The 18,567-nt window shown below is 65.0% G+C and carries 15 protein-coding genes; 9 read left to right on the forward strand and 6 right to left on the reverse strand.

Annotated features, from left to right (window positions below; all coding sequences use genetic code 11):
- Window positions 1–170: 170 nt before the first annotated feature.
- Together QX094_RS23475 and QX094_RS23480 are read right to left on the reverse strand one after the other, a co-directional pair.
- Window positions 171–566 carry a helix-turn-helix domain-containing protein gene (locus tag QX094_RS23475; protein WP_015668220.1) on the reverse strand — a complete coding sequence of 132 codons (396 nt, stop codon included), beginning with the start codon at window positions 564–566 and terminating at the stop codon, window positions 171–173.
- 7 nt (window positions 567–573) lie between these two features.
- Window positions 574–1,794, reverse strand: a complete 1,221-nt coding sequence (locus QX094_RS23480) for a LysR family transcriptional regulator (RefSeq protein WP_315715722.1) — start codon at window positions 1,792–1,794, stop codon at window positions 574–576.
- 515 nt (window positions 1,795–2,309) lie between these two features.
- On the opposite strand from QX094_RS23480, the gene QX094_RS23485 reads away from it, so the two are divergent.
- Both QX094_RS23485 and QX094_RS23490 read left to right on the forward strand, forming a co-directional pair.
- Complete coding sequence (locus tag QX094_RS23485; protein WP_315737708.1) at window positions 2,310–2,555, forward strand: hypothetical protein; 246 nt, start codon at window positions 2,310–2,312, stop codon at window positions 2,553–2,555.
- A 304-nt stretch (window positions 2,556–2,859) separates the two neighbouring features.
- The gene (locus QX094_RS23490) at window positions 2,860–3,594 is read left to right on the forward strand and encodes a cytochrome c biogenesis CcdA family protein (protein WP_315715723.1); all 735 of its coding nucleotides are present in this window, start codon (window positions 2,860–2,862) and stop codon (window positions 3,592–3,594) included.
- Window positions 3,595–3,600: 6 nt separating this feature from the next.
- Here QX094_RS23490 and QX094_RS23495 read toward each other — a convergent pair whose 3' ends face one another.
- Complete coding sequence (locus QX094_RS23495; RefSeq protein WP_315715724.1) at window positions 3,601–5,118, reverse strand: sensor histidine kinase; 1,518 nt, start codon at window positions 5,116–5,118, stop codon at window positions 3,601–3,603.
- A gap of 242 nt (window positions 5,119–5,360) precedes the next feature.
- Window positions 5,361–6,635 (reverse strand): serine hydrolase domain-containing protein, encoded by a 1,275-nt coding sequence (locus QX094_RS23500; protein ID WP_315715725.1) that lies wholly within the window; start codon window positions 6,633–6,635, stop codon window positions 5,361–5,363.
- Between the two features lie 149 nt (window positions 6,636–6,784).
- Between QX094_RS23500 and QX094_RS23505 the strand changes: the two genes are divergently transcribed.
- Window positions 6,785–7,699, forward strand: a complete 915-nt coding sequence (locus QX094_RS23505; RefSeq protein ID WP_315715726.1) for a dioxygenase — start codon at window positions 6,785–6,787, stop codon at window positions 7,697–7,699.
- A 20-nt stretch (window positions 7,700–7,719) separates the two neighbouring features.
- Here QX094_RS23505 and QX094_RS23510 read toward each other — a convergent pair whose 3' ends face one another.
- A complete protein-coding gene (locus QX094_RS23510; protein ID WP_315715727.1) occupies window positions 7,720–9,450 on the reverse strand; it encodes a bifunctional protein-serine/threonine kinase/phosphatase in 1,731 nt (576 codons plus the stop codon).
- A gap of 69 nt (window positions 9,451–9,519) precedes the next feature.
- Window positions 9,520–10,353, reverse strand: a complete 834-nt coding sequence (locus QX094_RS23515; protein ID WP_315715728.1) for a formate/nitrite transporter family protein — start codon at window positions 10,351–10,353, stop codon at window positions 9,520–9,522.
- A gap of 679 nt (window positions 10,354–11,032) precedes the next feature.
- Here QX094_RS23515 and QX094_RS23520 point away from each other — a divergent pair.
- The 6 genes from QX094_RS23520 to QX094_RS23545 all read left to right on the forward strand — a co-directional run bounded on the left by QX094_RS23520 (window position 11,033) and on the right by QX094_RS23545 (window position 18,564).
- Window positions 11,033–12,349: a CmpA/NrtA family ABC transporter substrate-binding protein gene (locus QX094_RS23520; RefSeq protein ID WP_315715729.1), complete on the forward strand. Its 1,317-nt coding sequence runs from the start codon at window positions 11,033–11,035 to the stop codon at window positions 12,347–12,349.
- Between the two features lie 64 nt (window positions 12,350–12,413).
- The gene (ntrB, locus tag QX094_RS23525; RefSeq protein ID WP_315715730.1) at window positions 12,414–13,322 is read left to right on the forward strand and encodes a nitrate ABC transporter permease; all 909 of its coding nucleotides are present in this window, start codon (window positions 12,414–12,416) and stop codon (window positions 13,320–13,322) included.
- 9 nt (window positions 13,323–13,331) lie between these two features.
- Window positions 13,332–14,126 carry an ABC transporter ATP-binding protein gene (locus tag QX094_RS23530; RefSeq protein ID WP_315715819.1) on the forward strand — a complete coding sequence of 265 codons (795 nt, stop codon included), beginning with the start codon at window positions 13,332–13,334 and terminating at the stop codon, window positions 14,124–14,126.
- A gap of 82 nt (window positions 14,127–14,208) precedes the next feature.
- Window positions 14,209–14,634 carry a globin family protein gene (locus QX094_RS23535; RefSeq protein ID WP_315715731.1) on the forward strand — a complete coding sequence of 142 codons (426 nt, stop codon included), beginning with the start codon at window positions 14,209–14,211 and terminating at the stop codon, window positions 14,632–14,634.
- Between the two features lie 5 nt (window positions 14,635–14,639).
- Window positions 14,640–15,854 carry an NAD(P)/FAD-dependent oxidoreductase gene (locus QX094_RS23540; RefSeq protein ID WP_409977925.1) on the forward strand — a complete coding sequence of 405 codons (1,215 nt, stop codon included), beginning with the start codon at window positions 14,640–14,642 and terminating at the stop codon, window positions 15,852–15,854.
- A gap of 19 nt (window positions 15,855–15,873) precedes the next feature.
- Window positions 15,874–18,564 carry a molybdopterin-dependent oxidoreductase gene (locus QX094_RS23545; RefSeq protein WP_315715732.1) on the forward strand — a complete coding sequence of 897 codons (2,691 nt, stop codon included), beginning with the start codon at window positions 15,874–15,876 and terminating at the stop codon, window positions 18,562–18,564.
- The last annotated feature ends 3 nt before the right edge of the window (window positions 18,565–18,567 follow it).

Genomic DNA, 18,567 nt, shown 5'->3' on the forward strand with positions numbered 1-18,567 from the left:
TGCGGACGAGAAGGGCCGGTGTGTCGGCCGCGCCGATCGCTCGGCCTTGAGCCGAGGCAGTGAACTCGCCCGAGCTGGCAGAGCGCCTGGCGCCCCCAAGTTGCGCCCTCGAGCGAAGATGGCCCATATCCATCACGGGCAGACCTGTCTGACGGATCAGACAGCCTTGCCTATTCTTCGTTCGCTGCGATCGATTCCATCAAGGATACCAGCTGACGTTGCACGGTCTGGTCCTTGATCTTGCTGTAGGCGCGCAGCAACCGCAGGCTGAAGGCTGAGTCCAGGAACAGGAGGCTCTCGACCTCGCGCGCCTTGCTGTCGCCGTCGTAGAAGAACGTCACAGGCACGTCGAGCGCGGTGGCGATCTGCTGCAGACGCGCAGCGCCGACCCGGTTGACGCCCTTCTCGTACTTCTGGACCTGCTGGAAGCTCACGCCGAGCTTCTCGCCGAGCTCGGCCTGCGAGATCTTCTGCTCTACACGCCGCAGGCGAATCCGCTTGCCGAGCTCGATGTCGGGCTTGCCCGCACTGCGCTGCTTCATTTTCTTTGCCGCTGATTTGTTCATACTGATTTTACCGTCCTTCCATCGGAAAGCCCCCGAATAGATGGGTCAGGGGTTCACCCATATATACTGTTTTAAGTTGCTGTGGATGAATGAATTCGTCTTTAAACCACGGGTATTTGCCAGGGTTAAAAGCCTCGACCAGCCAGTCGATCATGTGACGCACCCTAGGGATGCGTCCGGTGGTGGCATGATAAGACAGCCAGATGTCGTAGGACCACTTGAGGTCAACCTCCAGTGGTATGATCTTCCCGCCCAGGGCACTCGCATAGGTTGGGAAGACCCCGATGCCGGCGCCGTGCGCCACGGCCCAGTAATTGGCGCTCGAGACATTGGTGGTCATCGCGATCAGGTCCCGCTGTTCGAAACCGGGGAAGATGGTGGCGAAGGCGGCATTGGCGGCGGCTTCGTCCGCCACCTGCAGAACCAAGCGGTGTTTGACGAGATCGTCAATCGTCTTTGGGATGCCAAATATCTCCAAATATTTCTCGCTCGCAAAGCACATCAGGTGCATGCGGCCAAGCCGGACCAGCTTGACGTCGAGCGCCGCCGGCCGGGAGAGGTGGATGGCGACGTCGGCCTCGTGACGCGACACGTCGGCCGAGCGCATCGCGCAATAGAGATCGACCATGACGTTGGGAAAGCTCTGCTGAAATTCGACCAGCCGGGGCGCCAGCCAGAACGTGCCGAGCCCCTCGGTCACCGCGACCCGGACCTCGCCCGACGCAGCGCCGGCGAGACCATCGCCCGCGCGCAGCAACTCGAATGACGCGGCCTCCATGTGCTCGACGGCGGAGACCACCAGCGCGCCTTCGTCGGTCAGCCGAGCGCCGTGGACATCGCGCGTGAACAGCGTCGCGCCGATCTGCCGCTCGAAATCATCGATGCGTCGCCGTACGGCATTGATCGAGAGCGTCAGCCGCTCGGCCGCGGAGCGAAAGCTGCCGGCCCTGACAACCTCGAGGAATATCCGCGCTGCATCCCAGTCGGTGAGGCTTGCCTGCGCCGATTTGCTCACGGTCGACTTGGCCGGGGCGGCCCGGCCCGTCGCAGTTCTTGCCGGCTTGCTCGCCGTTGCGCCCTTGGCGCCGCCACTCTCTCGGCTCAGTTCAATGCTCGATCCTGCCCCAGCAGACGAGCCGCCGTGCTCCCCTGGTGCCAGCGTCGCAGGGGTCTCGGCTAGTTCCCGGCGTTCCTTCTGAGGAACGCCCCGTTCCGCCGCAACGCGCATACAAGCTCTCTCCGCCTGCTAGAGTGATTCCGATAAATTACGGGCAGGGCACGTTCGTGCCATGATTTGGTTGAGCGATCGAGGGTCGATGAGTCTGCCACCTTCAGTTCTCTGCAGCATGGTCTTACTGCCAGCAGATGCGCGGTCTGACACATCATGTAGGACAGGGACACGCTTAACGCGAGTCGAACCTAAGATCGACGGTTTTTGCCTCGACCGCAATGAAATGGTATTCGAAGATGGGCCGTTGTCATGCTATCGTGATGAACGGATCGTGGCGCTAATTCATCGAATGCCGGGGAGCGGTGATGTCTCTTCACCCTGCGTCATGCCAGGACGCCGTCGTGCCGTCCCAGGGGGTAGGTGCATGGCTCGGCTGAGCCGCATCGGCAAAGCGCAGGGGAGCAACGACATGACGTATTTGGAAGCCATCCGCGAGTCGGGAGTTGCTCGGCTCCATCTCGTCGCACGCTACTAGAACGGAAACGACGCCTGTGGCCAATTCAGACGAACAAATGCTTGCAGTGCTTGCGTCCCTCGAGCAGTGCCGCGCCATGCTCGCGGCGACGGGCAATCGCGAATCGGCGCATTTGGTCTCGGTTGCCATCCTCGACCTGCGCATGAAGCTGAACCGTCTGAGCGAGGACGATCTGAAATCGCTTTGCGATGAGATGGTTCAAGCCGACAATCCCGACAAGCTGCGCGATGCGAAGCTGCAGCCAGGTCAGCGCCGGCCACCGTTGCTTCGAGTGGTGAAATAGCACAGTTCGGTGTGTGCACAAGGGTGCATTTGGCGCATTTGTGATATGTCGTGATCCCACGGTGAGGCGCGCGCCGGCTCGCAGACGAGCCGGTTGAAGCGAGGCGACACTCCCTATCGGGGCGGGGGACTTCGCCAATGAGGCCCCGATCCGGGGGCGTCGGGCTCTATCCTGGCGAAAGCCCCCAGGCCGTGATCATCGTTGACCGCCGTAACTTCGGCACGTCTGTTGCGTATTCCCCGCATCGGCGGCAAGAAGCGTCGTGCCCCGGCTTGCGCCTGGAGGGGCGTATCGCGGGACTCGCATGATCCAGAACGTATCGATTCCGGCCGCGTTCATTGCTGGCTTGGTCAGTTTTCTTTCGCCCTGCGTGCTACCGCTGGTTCCTCCGTATTTGATCTATCTCACCGGCGCCACGATCGAGCACATCGAGAGCGACGAGCCTCCGGCCGCGTCGCGTCGCGCCGTGATGATCTCGGCCGCACTGTTCGTGCTGGGCTTCTCCACCGTGTTCGTGATGCTGGGGGCGAGCGCCTCGCTGATCGGCGGCCTGATCCGGGCCTGGTCGGAGCAGTTGTCCATCCTCGCCGGCGTCGTCATCATCGTGATGGGCCTGCACTTCCTCGGCCTGACGCGGATCTCGTTCCTGATGCGCGAAGGGCGGCTGCCGATCCCCAAGCCGGTCGGCCTGTGGGGCGCCTATGTCATGGGGCTCGCCTTCGCCTTCGGCTGGACGCCGTGCATCGGGCCGATCCTGGCGGCGATCCTCTCGATCGCAGCTGCGGAGACGACGGTCGCCAAGGGGGCCGGGCTTCTTGCCGTCTATTCCGCCGGCCTCGGCATTCCGTTCCTGGTCGCGGCGTTCATGATCGAACAGTTCTCGGCGCTGTTCATCCGCATGCGTGGCCATCTCGTGAACATCGAGCGCGCGATGGGCGTGCTGATGATCGCCACCGGCATCGGCTTTCTCACTGGCGCGGTCTCGACCTTCAGCATCTGGCTGCTCGAGACGTTCCCGGCGCTGCAGAGGTTCGGCTGACGCGGCTCAATCGTCGAGCTTGCAGGTGATGGTGTAGACCACGCCCGGCGGCAGGAAGTCGACCGTGGCCTCGCCGCCGAGCTGATCGCGCGCGCTGCGCTCGATCAGGCGGGAGCCGAAGCCGCGCTGGATCGGCGCCGAGACCACCGGGCCGCCGGTTTCCTGCCACACCAGCCGCAGCCGTGCCGGCAGCTTCTTCGCCGCGTCGGCCGCGTTCGCCAGCTCCCAGGACAGATCGACCGTGCCGGTGTCGTTGGAGAACGCACCATATTTGGCGGCGTTGGTTGCGATCTCATGCACGATCATCGACAGCACGACGGCGAGCCGCGGCGACAGCGCCACCTTCGGGCCGGAGATCCTGATGCGGTCGGGCGTGTTGAGGCGGTAGGGCTTGAGCACGCGCTCGATCACGTCCTGCAGCTCAGAACCCTGCCATTTCTCCTTGCTGAGCAGATTATGCGCCTCGGCGAGCGCGCCGAGCCGGCCCTCGAACTTCTCACGCTCAAGGCGGCTGGCGCTGCGGAAGGTCTGCACCGCGATCGCCTGCAGGATCGCCAGCGTGTTCTTGACCCGGTGATTGAGCTCCTCGATCAGCAGGTCGTGCAGCATCTCGGCGCGCGCGATCGTCGTCGCCATCCGCACCGCGAAGGCCAGACCGATCGCCAGCATGATGCCGCCGAGCAGGCTGGTGACGGCGAGGTTGCGCCACAACGGCGCAACCAGCGAATCCTCGGCGATGCCGGCGCCGATGGTCCATCCGGTGAGGGTGGAATGGGTGAAGCTCGACAGCAGCGGCACGCCCTCGAGCGATACGCTCGACAGCGTCGCCTCCTGCTCGCTGCGCATGCGATCAAACACCGAGGGCGAGGCCTGCTTGCCTATCGTCTCCGCCGGATTTGGCACGCGTGCGAAGACGGTCGCCTGGCGGTCGAGCAGCGACAAGGTCCAGTCCGGATTCGGCCGCTGCTTTTCCAGGATGGTCTGGAACATCTCGATCGGCGGGCTGAACGAGATGTCATAGACGACCTCGCCGTCGCGAAAGACGGGCACCTCGACGGTGACGATCAGGCTCTTCTTCACGACGCCGTAGAACAGGTCGGAATATTGCGGCTGCCGGGTCTCGAACACGCGGCGGGTGATCTCGCGGTTGTTGCGCGTCGGCAGGTGAGCCGTATCCGTCGTCGCCGACGAGAACAGCTGGCGTCCGTTGCGGTCGGCGACCACGATCGTGCCGTTCTTGCCGTACTGCTCGAGGAAGCCCGTCGCGATCGGCCGGAAGCGTTCGAAATCGCCGGTGGTCAGGGCATCGGTCAGCGCCAGGACCTGAACGCCGCCAGTCATGCGCTGCATTTCGGCATCGAGCGTCAGCCGGATGCTGCGCACCGTCTCCAGCACGCGCTGACGGGCGTCGCTGCGATCCTGCATGTAGCTGTGCAAGACGATTCCGCCTGCGAACAGGATGAGCGGCAGTGTGGTCCCTGCGACCAGAAGAGCAAGCCGGATCGGCAGGGAGAGTTTTGGCACGGATGCCCCGTTTGAGCTGGCGCTGCTGATCGCCGTTGGGACTGACGCAGGCGGGAGACGCGTCGGGCGGAGGCGAATTTGTGCGGCGAGCGCATATCAGGCTGGAGCGGCTGCCTCCGCAAGGGCTCGGCGGTTGCAGCCGTTCACATGACTGTCAGCATAAGAGAGCACCGCGTGCACGCCAAGCGCAACGCGCGGGGATCGCCGGTTCCCTGAGCGGCTTTACCGCCACGACGCCGCTCCTAGACGTTGCTTTCGGTGATCGCCGCGTACACCATCGTGCGCAGCTCGCGGCGGATCGGGTAGGCGCTCGACGGCAAGACCTGGGTCATGAAGATCGTGATCAGCTCCTCGGCCGGGTCGATCCAGAACGCCGTGGAGGCCGCACCGCCCCAGGCATATTCGCCGGCGCTGCCGGGAATCAACGTCTTGGCCGGATCCATCGTCACCGAGAAGCCGAGACCGAAGCCGATCCCGTTATAGGCTGCTTCCGCGAACATCGAGCGCGACAGCGCCGGCAGGTCGACGCCGCCCGGCAGATGGTTCGAGGTCATCAGCTTCAGCGTCTTCGGTCCGAGCAGCCTGACGCCGCCGAGCTCGCCGCCATTGAGCAATGCGCGGCAGAACGTCAGATAGTCGGCCGTGGTCGAGCACAGGCCGCCGCCGCCGGAGATGAAGTCGGGCGGGCTCAGGAACGAGCTGGTCGCCGGGTCGTCCTGCAAGGTCAGGCCGCCCTTGCGATCGGCGGCGTGGAACGACAAGGCGCCGCCGGCATCGGCCGAGTAGCACGCCGCCAGCCGGTGCGCCTTCGCCGCGGGCACGTGGAAATCGGTGTCGCTCATGCCGAGCGGATCGAAGATGCGCTGCTTCAGGACTTGCTCGAACGGCTGGTCGGCGATCTTGCCGACGAGATAGCCGACCACGTCGGTCGAGACCGAGTAGTTCCAGGCCTCGCCCGGCGAGAATTCGAGCGGAATACGCGAGAGATCATCGATCATCGACTGCAGCGTTCCCGCCTTTTCGACTGCGCCGATCTTGGCGTCGCGATAGGCGGCATCGACGTTCGATCGCTGCTGGAAGCCGTAGGTCAGGCCGGAGGTGTGGCGCAGCAGGTCGACGATCAGCATCGGCCGCGACGGCGGCCGGCTGACAAAGGCCGGCGCGGTGCCGGCGACGAACACGCCGAGATTCTTCCACTCCGGAATGTATTTCGCGACCGGCTCGTCGAGCGCGACCTTGCCTTCCTCGACCAGCATCATGAAGGCGACCGAGGTGATCGGCTTGGTCATCGAATAGATGCGGTAGATCGTGTCGTCCCTGACCGGGACCTTGCGCTCGACGTCGGCATAGCCGAGCGAGCTCGCATGCACGATCTTGCCGCGGCGATAGACCATCAACTGCGTCCCGGGAAAGCGGCCGGCCTCGACATAGCGCTGCCGCAGATGGGCATCGATGCGATCGAGCGCGGCTTTCGACATGCCGACGGTTTCGGGCGAGGCGGGTGTCGGGGCGAGCATCGGGCGTCTCCGCTATGATCGGTTTCTGGCGGCCTGCGCGAGGATCGGCCGCGCATCCCGTTTGTTCCGGGTGATAGCCGAAAATCGCGCCGCGTCCAATGGCAGGCCAGGCATGCGTCGTGTACCCTTTGCGCCGGGAGGAATTGGCAATGACACAATTCAATGAAGGCGAGCTCACGGAGGCCGTCGTCGCGAGCCTCGAACGGACACCCGATCCGCGCGCGAAATTCCTGCTGCAGGAATTGGTGAAGTCGCTGCACGATTATGTGCGCCGGACGGAGCTCACTTTCGACGAATGGGCCGCCGCCATCGACTTTCTCACCCGCACCGGACAGACCTGCACCGCAAGCCGGCAGGAGTTCATCCTGCTGTCCGACGTGCTCGGCGTGTCGATGCTGGTCGACGCCATCAATCATCGCGACCGGGCAGGGGCGACGGAGACGACCGTACTCGGCCCGTTCTACGTCGGCGAGCACAAGGTGACGCCCCACGGCACCGACATCTCGGCGGATCTCAAGGGCGAGAAGATGTTCGTCCAGGGACGGGTGACCGATCTGGCGGGTGCCCCGCTGGCAGGCGCCGCGGTCGATGTCTGGCATGCCGACGACGAGGGCTTCTACGATTCGCAGCGGCCGTCCTATGAAAGCGATGGTCCGTCGTCGCGGGCGCGCTTCATCACCGATGCGGATGGCCGCTTTTTCTTCCGCACCATCCTGCCCTGCAGCTATCCGATCCCGACCGACGGTCCGGTGGGACGGATGATCCTCGAGACCAAGCGTCATCCGATGCGCCCGGCCCATGTGCATTTCCTGGTGGACGCCAAGGGCTACGAGCCGCTCATCACCCATGTCTTCGTCGGCGGCGACGAATATCTCGACAGCGACGTCGTCTTTGGCGTCAAGGACGAGCTCATCGCCCAGGTCGAGCGGCGCAGCGACGCTGTGATGCCGGACGGCAAGCTGGCCATCGGGCCATGGCACTTGATGACCTACGATTTCCGCATGAAGCCGGGAGCGGGCGTGGCGCCGAGGCCGCTTGGCGCGATCGCGCCTGAACCCGCCTGATCCGCAGCCGGCAGGTCCGCCTACCAGCCGCCGTGGCGAGCCGCGAGCAGGATGATCACTGCGATCGCGAGCAGCGCAGTCGTCGCCTTCCAGAACAGCAGCGGATTGCGCTCGATCAGGGGCGTCCGGCCGCCGCCGATATAGGCGGGATTGGGGTGCCGAAGGTCGAAGACGAATTCCGAGAGGCTCTCGTAACGTTTGGCGGCGACGGGATGGACGGCGCGCCGGAGTGCGCCATCGATCCAGAGCGGGACGGTTTGGTCATCGCCGGAGGCCGGGTGATAAAGCACCTTGCGAAACTGCGCCCGGGTTCGTGCACGTGCCATCTGCGCGCCGTAGGGCAGCCGGCCCGTCAGCATCTGGTAGGCGATCACGCCGAGCGAGAACTGGTCGGACCATTCGGAGCCGCCCTCGCCGAGAAAATATTCCGGCGCCGTATACTGCTGGGTGCCGAGGATGCTGTCGTGGTCGGCAGCCGGATCGGCCTCGACCACGCCGCTGACGCGCACCGATCCGAAATCGATGATCTTCACCGTCCCGGTCCGGTCGATCATGATGTTTGCAGGCCGCAGATCCTGGTGCAGCACTTCCTTGCGATGCAGCGCCTGCAGCCCCCTGGCGATCTGCTCGATGATGTCTCTGACGGCATCGAGATCGGCTTTGGGATGGTCGATCATCCATTGCGCCAGGGTCTGGCCTTCGACGAATTCGGTGACGACGTAGAGATGATCGCGGCGACGCGTCGATGGGAAGGCCTTCAGCACGTGCGGGTTGTCGATCCGCCGCGCAATCCAGTCTTCCATCAGGAACCGTTTGAGATAGGCCGGGTCGCCGCGCAGGTCGATCGAAGGCACCTTGAGGGCGACGGCGAGCTCCGTCTCGACGTCGACGGCCAGATAGATGTGGCTGCGGCTGCTGGCGTGGATCTCGCGCACGATCCGGTAGCCCTCGAAGATCATCCGCGCGTCCAGCACCGGCGCCGGCGGCAGCTGCTCGGCCTGGACCGGAATCTCGGCGGCATCGCCGGCACCGAGTTCGTCGATCCGCACGATCTGGATCGTGAGATTGTCCGCGCTGCCCTGCGCCAGCGCCTCAGCGACGATGATACGGGCCGCCTGGTCGAGGTCGTGGGAATTCTCTTTCAACACGTTGGCGACAAAACGCTTGCCCACGTGTTCGTGAACGCCGTCGGTCGCGAGCACGAAGATGTCGCCGCGCTCGATCCGAATGGCCTGATAGTCGATTTCGACCTCGGGATTGACCCCGAGCGCACGCCCCAGATAGCTCTGCTGCGACGAGATGATGACGCGATGATCGTCGGTGAGCTGTTCGAGCGAATGGCCTGCGGGGCGATAGATGCGACAATCGCCGATATGGAAGAGATGCGCCGTGGCCGCCTTGATCACCACCGCGCTGAGCGTGCAGACGTAACCCTTGTCGCGGTCATAGGCGTATTGGCTGGCTCTGGTCTGGGCGTAGAGCCAGGAGTTGGCCGCGGCGATCACGCGTCGCGCCGAGGTCTTCACCGACCAGGCATCCGGCGTACAATAATAGTCGGTCAGGAAGCTCTTGACCGCCGACTCGCTCGCAATGTGGCTGACCTCGCTGCTGCTGATCCCGTCCGCGATGGCGATCGCGATGCCCTTCAGGCTGAGCGCCGGCTCATCGGGAATCAGTGCGCCGTGGAAGTCCTGGTTGCCCGGCTTCTGCCCTTTGTCGGAATGCGCTCCGATGGTGATCCGCAATGGCATTTGGGCTATCGAGCGATTTGAGGAGAGTCCGACCTTAACTGAAGCCGGGCTCTCCAAGGGAGACGGAAATCAGGCCGCGACGCGGGCTGCGATCTTGGCATCACGCTTCGGCTGCGTCCTGATGTGAGTGGCATAGAGCGTCAGGCCGGTGAACGAGAGACCGCCGACGAGATTGCCGAGCACGGTCGGGATCTCGTTCCAGATCAGGTAGTCCATGATCGAGAACTTCGCATGGAGCATCAGCCCCGACGGAAACAGGAACATGTTCACCACCGAATGCTCGAACACCATGTAGAAGAACACCAGGATCGGCATCCACATCGCCAGCACCTTGCCCGGGACCGTCGTCGAGATCATCGCGCCGACCACGCCGGTGGAGACCATCCAGTTGCACAGCATGCCGCGGATGAACAGCGTCGCCATGCCGGCCGCGCCATGCGCCGCGTAGCCGAGCGTCCTGCCTTCACCGATATTGCCGATGACAGCGCCGACCTTGTCCGGCTCCTGCGTGAAGCCGAACGTGGTCACGAATGCCATCATGAAGGCAACGGTCAGTGCTCCGGCGAAATTGCCGATGAAGACGAGGCCCCAGTTGCGCAGCACGCCCGCGAGGGTCACGCCCGGACGCTTGTCGATGAGCGCCAGCGGCGACAGCACGAACACGCCGGTCAGCAGATCGAAGCCCAGCAAATAGAGCATGCAGAAGCCGACCGGAAACAACAGCGCGCCGATGATCGGCTGGCCTGTGTTCACATTGATGGTGACGGCAAACCAGGCCGCGAGCGCCAGGATCGCGCCAGCCATGTAGGCGCGGATGACGGTGTCCCGGGTCGACATGAAGATCTTGGACTCGCCTGCGTCCACCATCTTGGTCACGAATTCTGAAGGCGCGAGGTACGACATTCAAACGTCCTTTGTTTGCTCTCGGGAATAGATTGCGCGCTGCCTTGCGAGAGGTTCTGGCTCTCGCGGGACATCGCCACGGGCAGGCGGATCGGATGTCGAATGCGGGGAAGGGCGTCACGACGACCGCGCCGAGGTGACCCCGGTCGCGAGCGCGCGTCCGTCCCGGAGATCAGGCGCCATCGGCCTCGACAGTCCGGCGAACCGCAGTCATCGTTGACTTGTAGGCGTCGAAGCAATGCCTGTGCCAATTTTGACGCCAATCAAAAGATCATCGATTTCAATCGATTACGTTTGGACGTCCGGGCCGCGGCTGCTTGAAAGGGCTGATTTGCTGCCCTGGTGCTCATGGAACAATCGCGCCATGCCCACTTTGTGTGCGGCGCACACAAAGTGGGCGAATCGCAAATTTTGGATGCGGCCTTCTGCCTCTGATGGATTTGCTGTGTGCAGTTAAACGATTGAATTTACTTGTAAATTCAAAATTGATGCGTTGGCACGAAGCTTGAAAGAGCATTCGCGACGCCATCGATGCCGTCCGCGCAATCCTCATCCGAATCGTGACGCTGCCCCTTCCGAGGCCACCTCGGAACACGCGCCTTCGTGCGTGGCGCAGCGACCCGCAACGGACGGCCTTTTCACCCATCGAGCGCTCTTCAGACAAAGGACGACAGCACTCATGACGAAGACTGCCAATCCTGCTCGCCGCAACGGCTTCAGCCGTCGTCAGCTTCTCAAGGCGGGCGCCGGCACGGCTGCGCTGCTAGCAGCCGCGAAGCTGAACTTGCCGGGCGGAGCGTTCGCCCAGGGGGCGGGGCCGGAAGTCGCCAGCGCCAAGCTCGGCTTCATCGCGCTCAGCGATGCCGGTCCGCTGTTCGTGGCCAAGGACAAGGGCATCTTCGCCAAATACGGCATGCCCGACGTCGACGTACAGAAGCAGGCCTCGTGGGGCACCACGCGCGACAATCTCGTGCTCGGCTCTGAAGGCAACGGCATCGACGGCGCGCACATCCTGACCCCGATGCCGTACCTGATCTCCTCGGGCAAGGTGACGCAGAACAACCAGCCGACGCCGATGTACATTCTGGCGCGGCTCAATCTCGATGCGCAGTGCATCTCGGTCGGCAAGGAATATGCGGACCTCAAGCTCGGCCTCGATACCGCGCCGTTCAAAGCCGCGCTGGAGAAGAAGAAGGCCTCCGGCAAGTCCGTGAAGGCCGCGATGACCTTCCCGGGCGGCACCCACGATCTCTGGATCCGCTACTGGCTCGCCGCCGGCGGCATCGATCCCGACAAGGACATCGAGACCATCGTGGTGCCGCCGCCGCAGATGGTGGCCAACATGAAGGTCGGCACCATGGACTGCTTCTGCGTCGGCGAGCCGTGGAATGCGCAGCTCGTCAACCAGGGTATCGGCTACACCGCCGTCACGACGGGCGAGATCTGGAACAAGCATCCCGAAAAATCCTTCGCGATGCGCGCCGCCTTTGTCGACAAATATCCGAAGGCCGCGAAAGCGTTGACGATGGCGGTGATGGAAGCGCAGCAGTGGGCCGACAAGATGGAGAACAAGCAGGAGCTTGCGACCATCATGGCCAAGCGGCAGTGGATGAATTGCCCGGTCGAGGACGTCGCCGGACGCACGGCCGGCAAGTTCGACTACGGTACCGGCAAGGTCGTCGACAACTCGCCGCACATCATGAAGTATTGGCGCGACTTCGCGTCCTATCCATTCCAGAGCCACGATCTCTGGTTCATCACCGAGGACATCCGGTGGGGCAAGTATGAGGCTGGCTTCGACGCCAAGTCGCTGATCGCCAAGGTCAACCGCGAGGACATCTGGCGCGAGGCCGCCAAGGAGATGAACGTCGCAGCCGCCGAGATTCCGACCTCCAAGTCGCGCGGCAAGGAGACCTTCTTCGACGGCAAGGTGTTCGATCCGGAAGATCCCGCCGCCTACCTGAAGTCGCTGTCGATCAAGCGCGTCGACGCCTGATCAGGACCTCCCGCTGCGCGCGCAAGGCGCGCGGCCTCTCTCATTGCACGGAGAAAGATTTCCGATGTCCATGCCAGCGTTGACCAACGATAGCGCTCCCCAGGTCGTGCCGACCGCGGCGGCGTCCACCTCGGCGTCCATCGTGACCATGACGCCCAAGCAGGCGCCGAAAGCCGAACGCTATGGAAAGATGGCCCGCGAGGCCGCGGTGCGCGTGGTGCCGCCGTTGATCGTGCTGGCGCTGTTCCTGCTGATTTGGGAGCTGGTCTGCCGCCGGGCCGGCTCGGCGCTGCCGCCGCCCTCCCGGGTGTTCAGCGATACCCGCGAGCTGATCTTCGATCCGTTCTTCGATCATGGCGGCATCGACAAGGGACTGTTCTGGCATCTCGAGGCCAGCCTGCGCCGCGTCGCCTTCGGCTACGCGATTGCTGCCGTCGTCGGCGTCGGTGTCGGCACGCTGATCGGCCAGTCGGTGTGGGCCATGCGCGGCCTCGATCCGATCTTCCAGGTGCTGCGCACGATCCCGCCGCTCGCCTGGCTGCCGCTGTCGCTGGCGGCGTTCCGCGACGGCCAGCCGTCGGCGATCTTCGTCATCTTCATCACCTCGGTATGGCCGATCATCATCAACACCGCGGTCGGCATCCGCAACATTCCGCAGGACTATCGCAACGTCGCCGCGGTGGTGCAGCTCAATCCGCTGGAGTTCTTCGCCAAGATCATGATTCCGGCGGCCGCGCCCTACATCTTCACCGGCCTGCGCATCGGCATCGGCCTGTCGTGGCTCGCGATCGTCGCGGCCGAGATGCTGATCGGCGGCGTCGGCATCGGTTTCTTCATCTGGGACGCGTGGAATTCCTCGCATATCAGCGAGATCATCCTGGCGCTGTTCTATGTCGGCATCATCGGCTTCGTGCTCGACCGCCTGATTGCGGTCGTCGGCAAGATCGTCACCCGCGGCACCGCGACGAATTGAGAGGTAGAGATCATGGCCTATCTGAAGCTCGACCACGTCGACAAGACCTTCACCCGCGGCACCGCCACCACCGAAGTGCTGAAGGACATCAACCTCTCGATCAACAAGGGCGAATACGTCTCGATCATCGGCCATTCCGGCTGCGGCAAGTCGACGATGCTCAACATCGTTGCGGGGCTCACCACGGCCACGACCGGCGGCGTGCTGCTGGAGGAGCGCGAAGTCAATTCGCCGGGACCCGACCGCGCCGTGGTGTTCCAGAACCACAGCCTGCTGCCCTGGCTGACGGTCTACGAGAACGTGCGGCTCGGCGTCGACAAGGTGTTCGCCAAGACCAAGACCCGCGCCGAGCGCGACGCCTGGACCATGCACAATCTGAACCTGGTGCAGATGGCCCATGCCAAGGACAAGCGGCCCAACGAGGTCTCCGGCGGCATGAAGCAGCGCGTCGGCATTGCCCGTGCGCTCGCCATGGAGCCGAAAGTGCTGCTGCTCGACGAGCCGTTCGGCGCGCTCGACGCGCTGACGCGGGCGCATCTGCAGGACTCGGTGATGGCGCTGCACCAGAAGCTCGGCAATACCATCCTGATGATCACGCACGATGTCGACGAGGCGGTGCTGCTGTCCGACCGCATCGTGATGATGACCAACGGCCCGAGCGCGCATATCGGCGAGGTGCTCGAGGTCGCCCTGCCGCGGCCGCGCAAGCGGCTCGAGCTGGCGACCAACGCCACCTACGTCAAGTGTCGCCAGCGCGTGCTGGAGTTCCTGTATGAGCGGCATCGCTACGTCGAGGCGGCGTGACGATTGGAAAGCGGAGAGCGCATCGAACCGCTCTCCGCGTCGGGCAACTAACGGGTTCTCGTTTCCATCATAAGGATTTCCCATGACGCCGTCTCAGATCGCATTGGTTCAGAATAGCTTTGCCAGGGTCGCGCCGATCTCCGATCAGGCCGCGACCATCTTCTACGATCGGCTGTTCGAGGTCGCGCCGCAGGTGCGCGCGATGTTTCCCGACGATCTCACCGAGCAGCGCAAGAAGCTGATGGCGACCTTGGCGGTCGTCGTCAATGGATTGACGAATCTGCCCGCGATCCTGCCGGCGGCAAGCGCGCTCGCCAAGCGCCACGTCGATTACGGCGCCAAGCCGGAGCACTATCCGGTGGTCGGCGCCGCGCTGCTGTGGACCCTCGAGAAGGGACTTGGCGACGGCTGGACGCCCGATGTCGCCGATGCCTGGACCGCGGCCTACGGCACGCTGTCCGGCTACATGATCGCGGAAGCCCATGGCAAGGCGCAGGCGGCGGAGTAGGCGCTTTGAGTGAACCGCTCGTCATCGTCGGCAACGGCATGGCTGCCGCAAAGCTGGTCGAGGAATTGTCGCAGACTGCGCTCGGCCGCTACGCGATCGCCGTCATCGGCGAGGAGCCGCGGCTCGCCTACAACCGCGTGCTGCTGTCGTCGGTGCTGGCCGGCGAGGCCGCGTCCCACGAGATCGAGCTCAAGCCGGCGGCCTGGTGGCGCGAGCGCGGGGTAACGTTGAAATACGGTGCGCGCGTCACCGCCATCGATGTCGGCCGTCGCGAACTGCGGATCGAGAACGACGAGAACGTGGCGTTCTCGCGCCTGGTCCTCGCCACCGGCTCGCTGCCGCTGCGGCTGCCGGTGCCGGGCGCCGATCTGCCGGGTGTGCACACATTCCGCGACAGCCGGGACACGGACGTGCTTCTGGCGCTGGCGGCGAAGAAGGGGTGCGTGGTGGTCGTCGGCGGCGGGCTGCTCGGGCTGGAAGCGGCCTATGGCCTGGCGCGTGCCGGCGCCAGGGTGACGCTGTTGCATCTGATGGACCGGCTGATGGAGCGGCAGCTCGATGCGCCGGCCGCCGCGTTGCTCAAGTCGCTGGTGGCGCGCAAGGGCATCGAGGTTCTGCTCAATGCCAGCACCGCGGCCATCCATGGCGATGGTCGCGTCGAAGGAGTCGAGCTGGCCGATGGGCGGCGCCTTGCCACCGACGCCGTGGTCTTCGCGGCCGGCATCCGGCCGAATGTGACACTGGCGAAGGAGGCGGGGCTCGCGGTCAATCGCGGCATCGTCGTCGACGACGCGATGCAGACCTCGGCGCCCGGCATTTTCGCGCTCGGCGAATGCGCCGAGCACCGTGGCACTTGTTATGGGCTGGTCGAACCTGCTTATGAGCAGGCGCGGGTGCTGGCGCGGCATCTCGCCGGCCGCCAGGCGGCCTATGGCGGCAGTGTCGTCTCGACCAATCTGAAGGTGTCGGGTGTGTCGGTGTTCTCGGCCGGCGACTTCATGGGCGCCGAGGGCAGCGAGGCGATCGTGCTCAACGACGCCAGGCGGGGCATCTACAAGAAGCTCGTCATCGCCGAGGGACGCCTCACCGGCGCCGTGCTGATCGGTGAGACTCAGGACGCGTTGTGGTATCGCGACCTGATCCGGAGCCGCGAACCGGTCGCAGCGATCCGGACAGCGATGATGTTCGGCCGCGCGGGGGCGCGGCCGCAGGCAGCGTGAGAAGGGGCCACGCACGACGATGACGACGCTCGATCCGAAGCTGCCGATGGTGCGCACCGCCTGTCCTTATTGTGGCGTCGGTTGCGGCGTGCTCGCCACGCCCGACGGTCGCGGCGGCGCGGCGATCTCCGGGGATCCTTCGCATCCGGCCAATCTCGGCCGGCTCTGCTCCAAGGGCTCGGCGCTCGGCGAGACGCTCGGGCTGGAGAGCCGGCTGCTGTACCCGATGATCCGCTGCAAGGGCGGAATGCAGCGGGTGGCCTGGAGCGATGCGCTCGATCACGTCGCGACCCGGCTGAAGCACATCGTCGCCCGCGACGGCGAGGATGCAGTGGCGTTCTATCTCTCCGGCCAGATGCTGACCGAGGACTACTACGTCGCCAACAAGCTGATGAAGGGCTTTCTCGGCTCGGCCAATGTCGACACCAATTCGCGGCTGTGCATGGCCTCGTCGGTCGCCGGCCACCGCCGTGCCTTCGGCGCCGACACCGTGCCCGGCACCTATGAGGATCTCGATCAGGCCGATCTGCTGGTCTTCGTCGGCAGCAACGCCGCCTGGTGCCACCCGGTGCTGTACCAGCGCATGCTGGCCAACAAGCAGGCGCGCGGCGCCAGGTTCGTGGTCATCGATCCACGTCGCACCGACACGTCGAGCGAAGCCGATCTGTTCCTGGGATTGAAGCCCGGCGCGGATGCGGCGCTGTTCTCCGGCCTGCTGGTGCATCTCGCCGACAGCGGTGCGCTCGATCACGACTACATCAACGCTCACACCGGCGGCTTCGACGAGACCCTGGCCCGCGCCCGGAGCCTCGCCGGCAGCGCCGCGGCGACCGCGCTCGCCACCGGCCTGTCCGAGGTCGACGTCGCCGCCTTCTTCAAGCTGTTCCGCGATACTCCCAAGGTCGTCACCCTCTATTCGCAGGGCGTCAACCAGTCGGCGCAGGGCACCGACAAGGTCAACGCGATCCTCAACTGCCATCTTGCGACCGCGCGCATCGGCAAGCTGGGCATGGGGCCGTTCTCGCTGACCGGCCAACCCAATGCGATGGGCGGCCGCGAGGTCGGCGGGCTCGCCAACCAGCTCGCGGCCCACATGGGCTTCACGCCGCCGGACATCGACCGCGTCCGCCGCTTCTGGAAGGCCAAGGACATCGCCACCCATGAGGGTCTCAAGGCGGTGCAGATGTTCGAGGCGATCGCGCGCGGCGAGATCAAGGCGCTGTGGGTGATCGGCACCAACCCCGCGGTGTCGCTGCCGGACGCCGATCTGGTCCGCGCCGCGCTCAAGAAGCTCGAGCTGCTCGTCGTGTCCGAGAACGTCCGCTCCAACGACACCGTCGATGCTGGCGTCCACGTGCTGCTGCCGGCGCAGGCCTGGGGCGAGAAATCGGGCACGGTCACCAACTCCGAGCGCCGCATCTCGCGCCAGCGCGCCTTCCTTGCGCCGGCCGGCGAGGCCATGCCGGACTGGTGGATCCTGAGCGAGGTCGGCAAACGGCTCGGCCACGCGGGCGCCTTCAATTACAACTCTGCGGCGGACGTGTTCCGCGAGCACGCGGCGTTGTCGGCGTTCGAGAACGACGGCACGCGCGACTTCGACATCGGCGCGCTGGCGACGCTCACCGACGACGAATACGACGCGATGGCGCCGGTGCAATGGCCGGCGCGCGCGGGCAGGCCGCCCGAGCCGCGCTTTTTCGCCGAAGGCGCCTTCTTCACCAACGATCGCAAAGCGCGCTTCGTCGCGCCGGAGGTGCCGGCGCTGCGCGGCGAGACCACCGCCGCCCGCCCGCTGCGCCTGAACACCGGTCGCATCCGCGACCAGTGGCACACGATGACGCGCACCGGCTTGAGCCCGCGGCTATCAGCGCATCTGCCGGAGCCGTTCGTCGAGGTGCACCCGGATGACGCGCTGCGCTATGGCCTGATGCATGACGGTTTCGCCAAGGTCACGACCGAGCACGGCCAGTGCATCCTCAAGGTCGTCGTCAGCGAGCGCCAGCAGCGCGGCATGCTGTTCGCGCCGATCCATTGGAGCGCCACCAACTCATCGCATGGCCGCGTCGGCGCGCTGGTCGCCTCCTACACCGATCCGTTCTCCGGCCAGCCCGAGGCCAAGGCGACCCCGGCTGCGATCAGTTCTTATGAGTACGTATTCCGCGGCTTCATCCTGTCGCGCAACGAGCTCACGCTGCCGTCCAACCTGTGGTGGGCGCGCGCGACGGTGCAGGGCGGCTTCGGCTATCTGTTCGCCGACAACGGCGATCTGTCGCGCTGGCCGGCCTGGTTCAAGGCGCGCGCCACCGACGATGTCACGGACTACATGGATGTCGGCGGCGGCGTCTATCGCGCCGCGTCGTTCGCCGACGATCGCATCGAAACCTGTTTGTTCGTCGGCCCCGGCCATGATGCTGGCGACTGGAACGTCGTGAAGACGATGTTCGCCGCCGACCGCCTCGACGACGACCAGCGTCGCACGCTGCTGTCCGGCCGCGCGCCCGACGGCGTCGGCGGCGGCCCGATCGTCTGCGCCTGCTTCGGCGTCGGCCGCGACACCATCTGCGATGCGATCACGGCAGGTGCGCGCACGCCCGCCGCCATCGGCGCGCAGCTCAAGGCCGGCACCAATTGCGGCTCGTGCATTCCGGAGATGAAGCGGCTGATCGCGCAGACGGCCACGGACGCCCCGCCCATCGCGGCGGCGAGCTAGCCG

Origin of the sequence: Bradyrhizobium sp. SZCCHNS1050 (assembly GCF_032484785.1) — a bacterium.
Classification (GTDB): Bacteria; Pseudomonadota; Alphaproteobacteria; order Rhizobiales; family Xanthobacteraceae; genus Bradyrhizobium.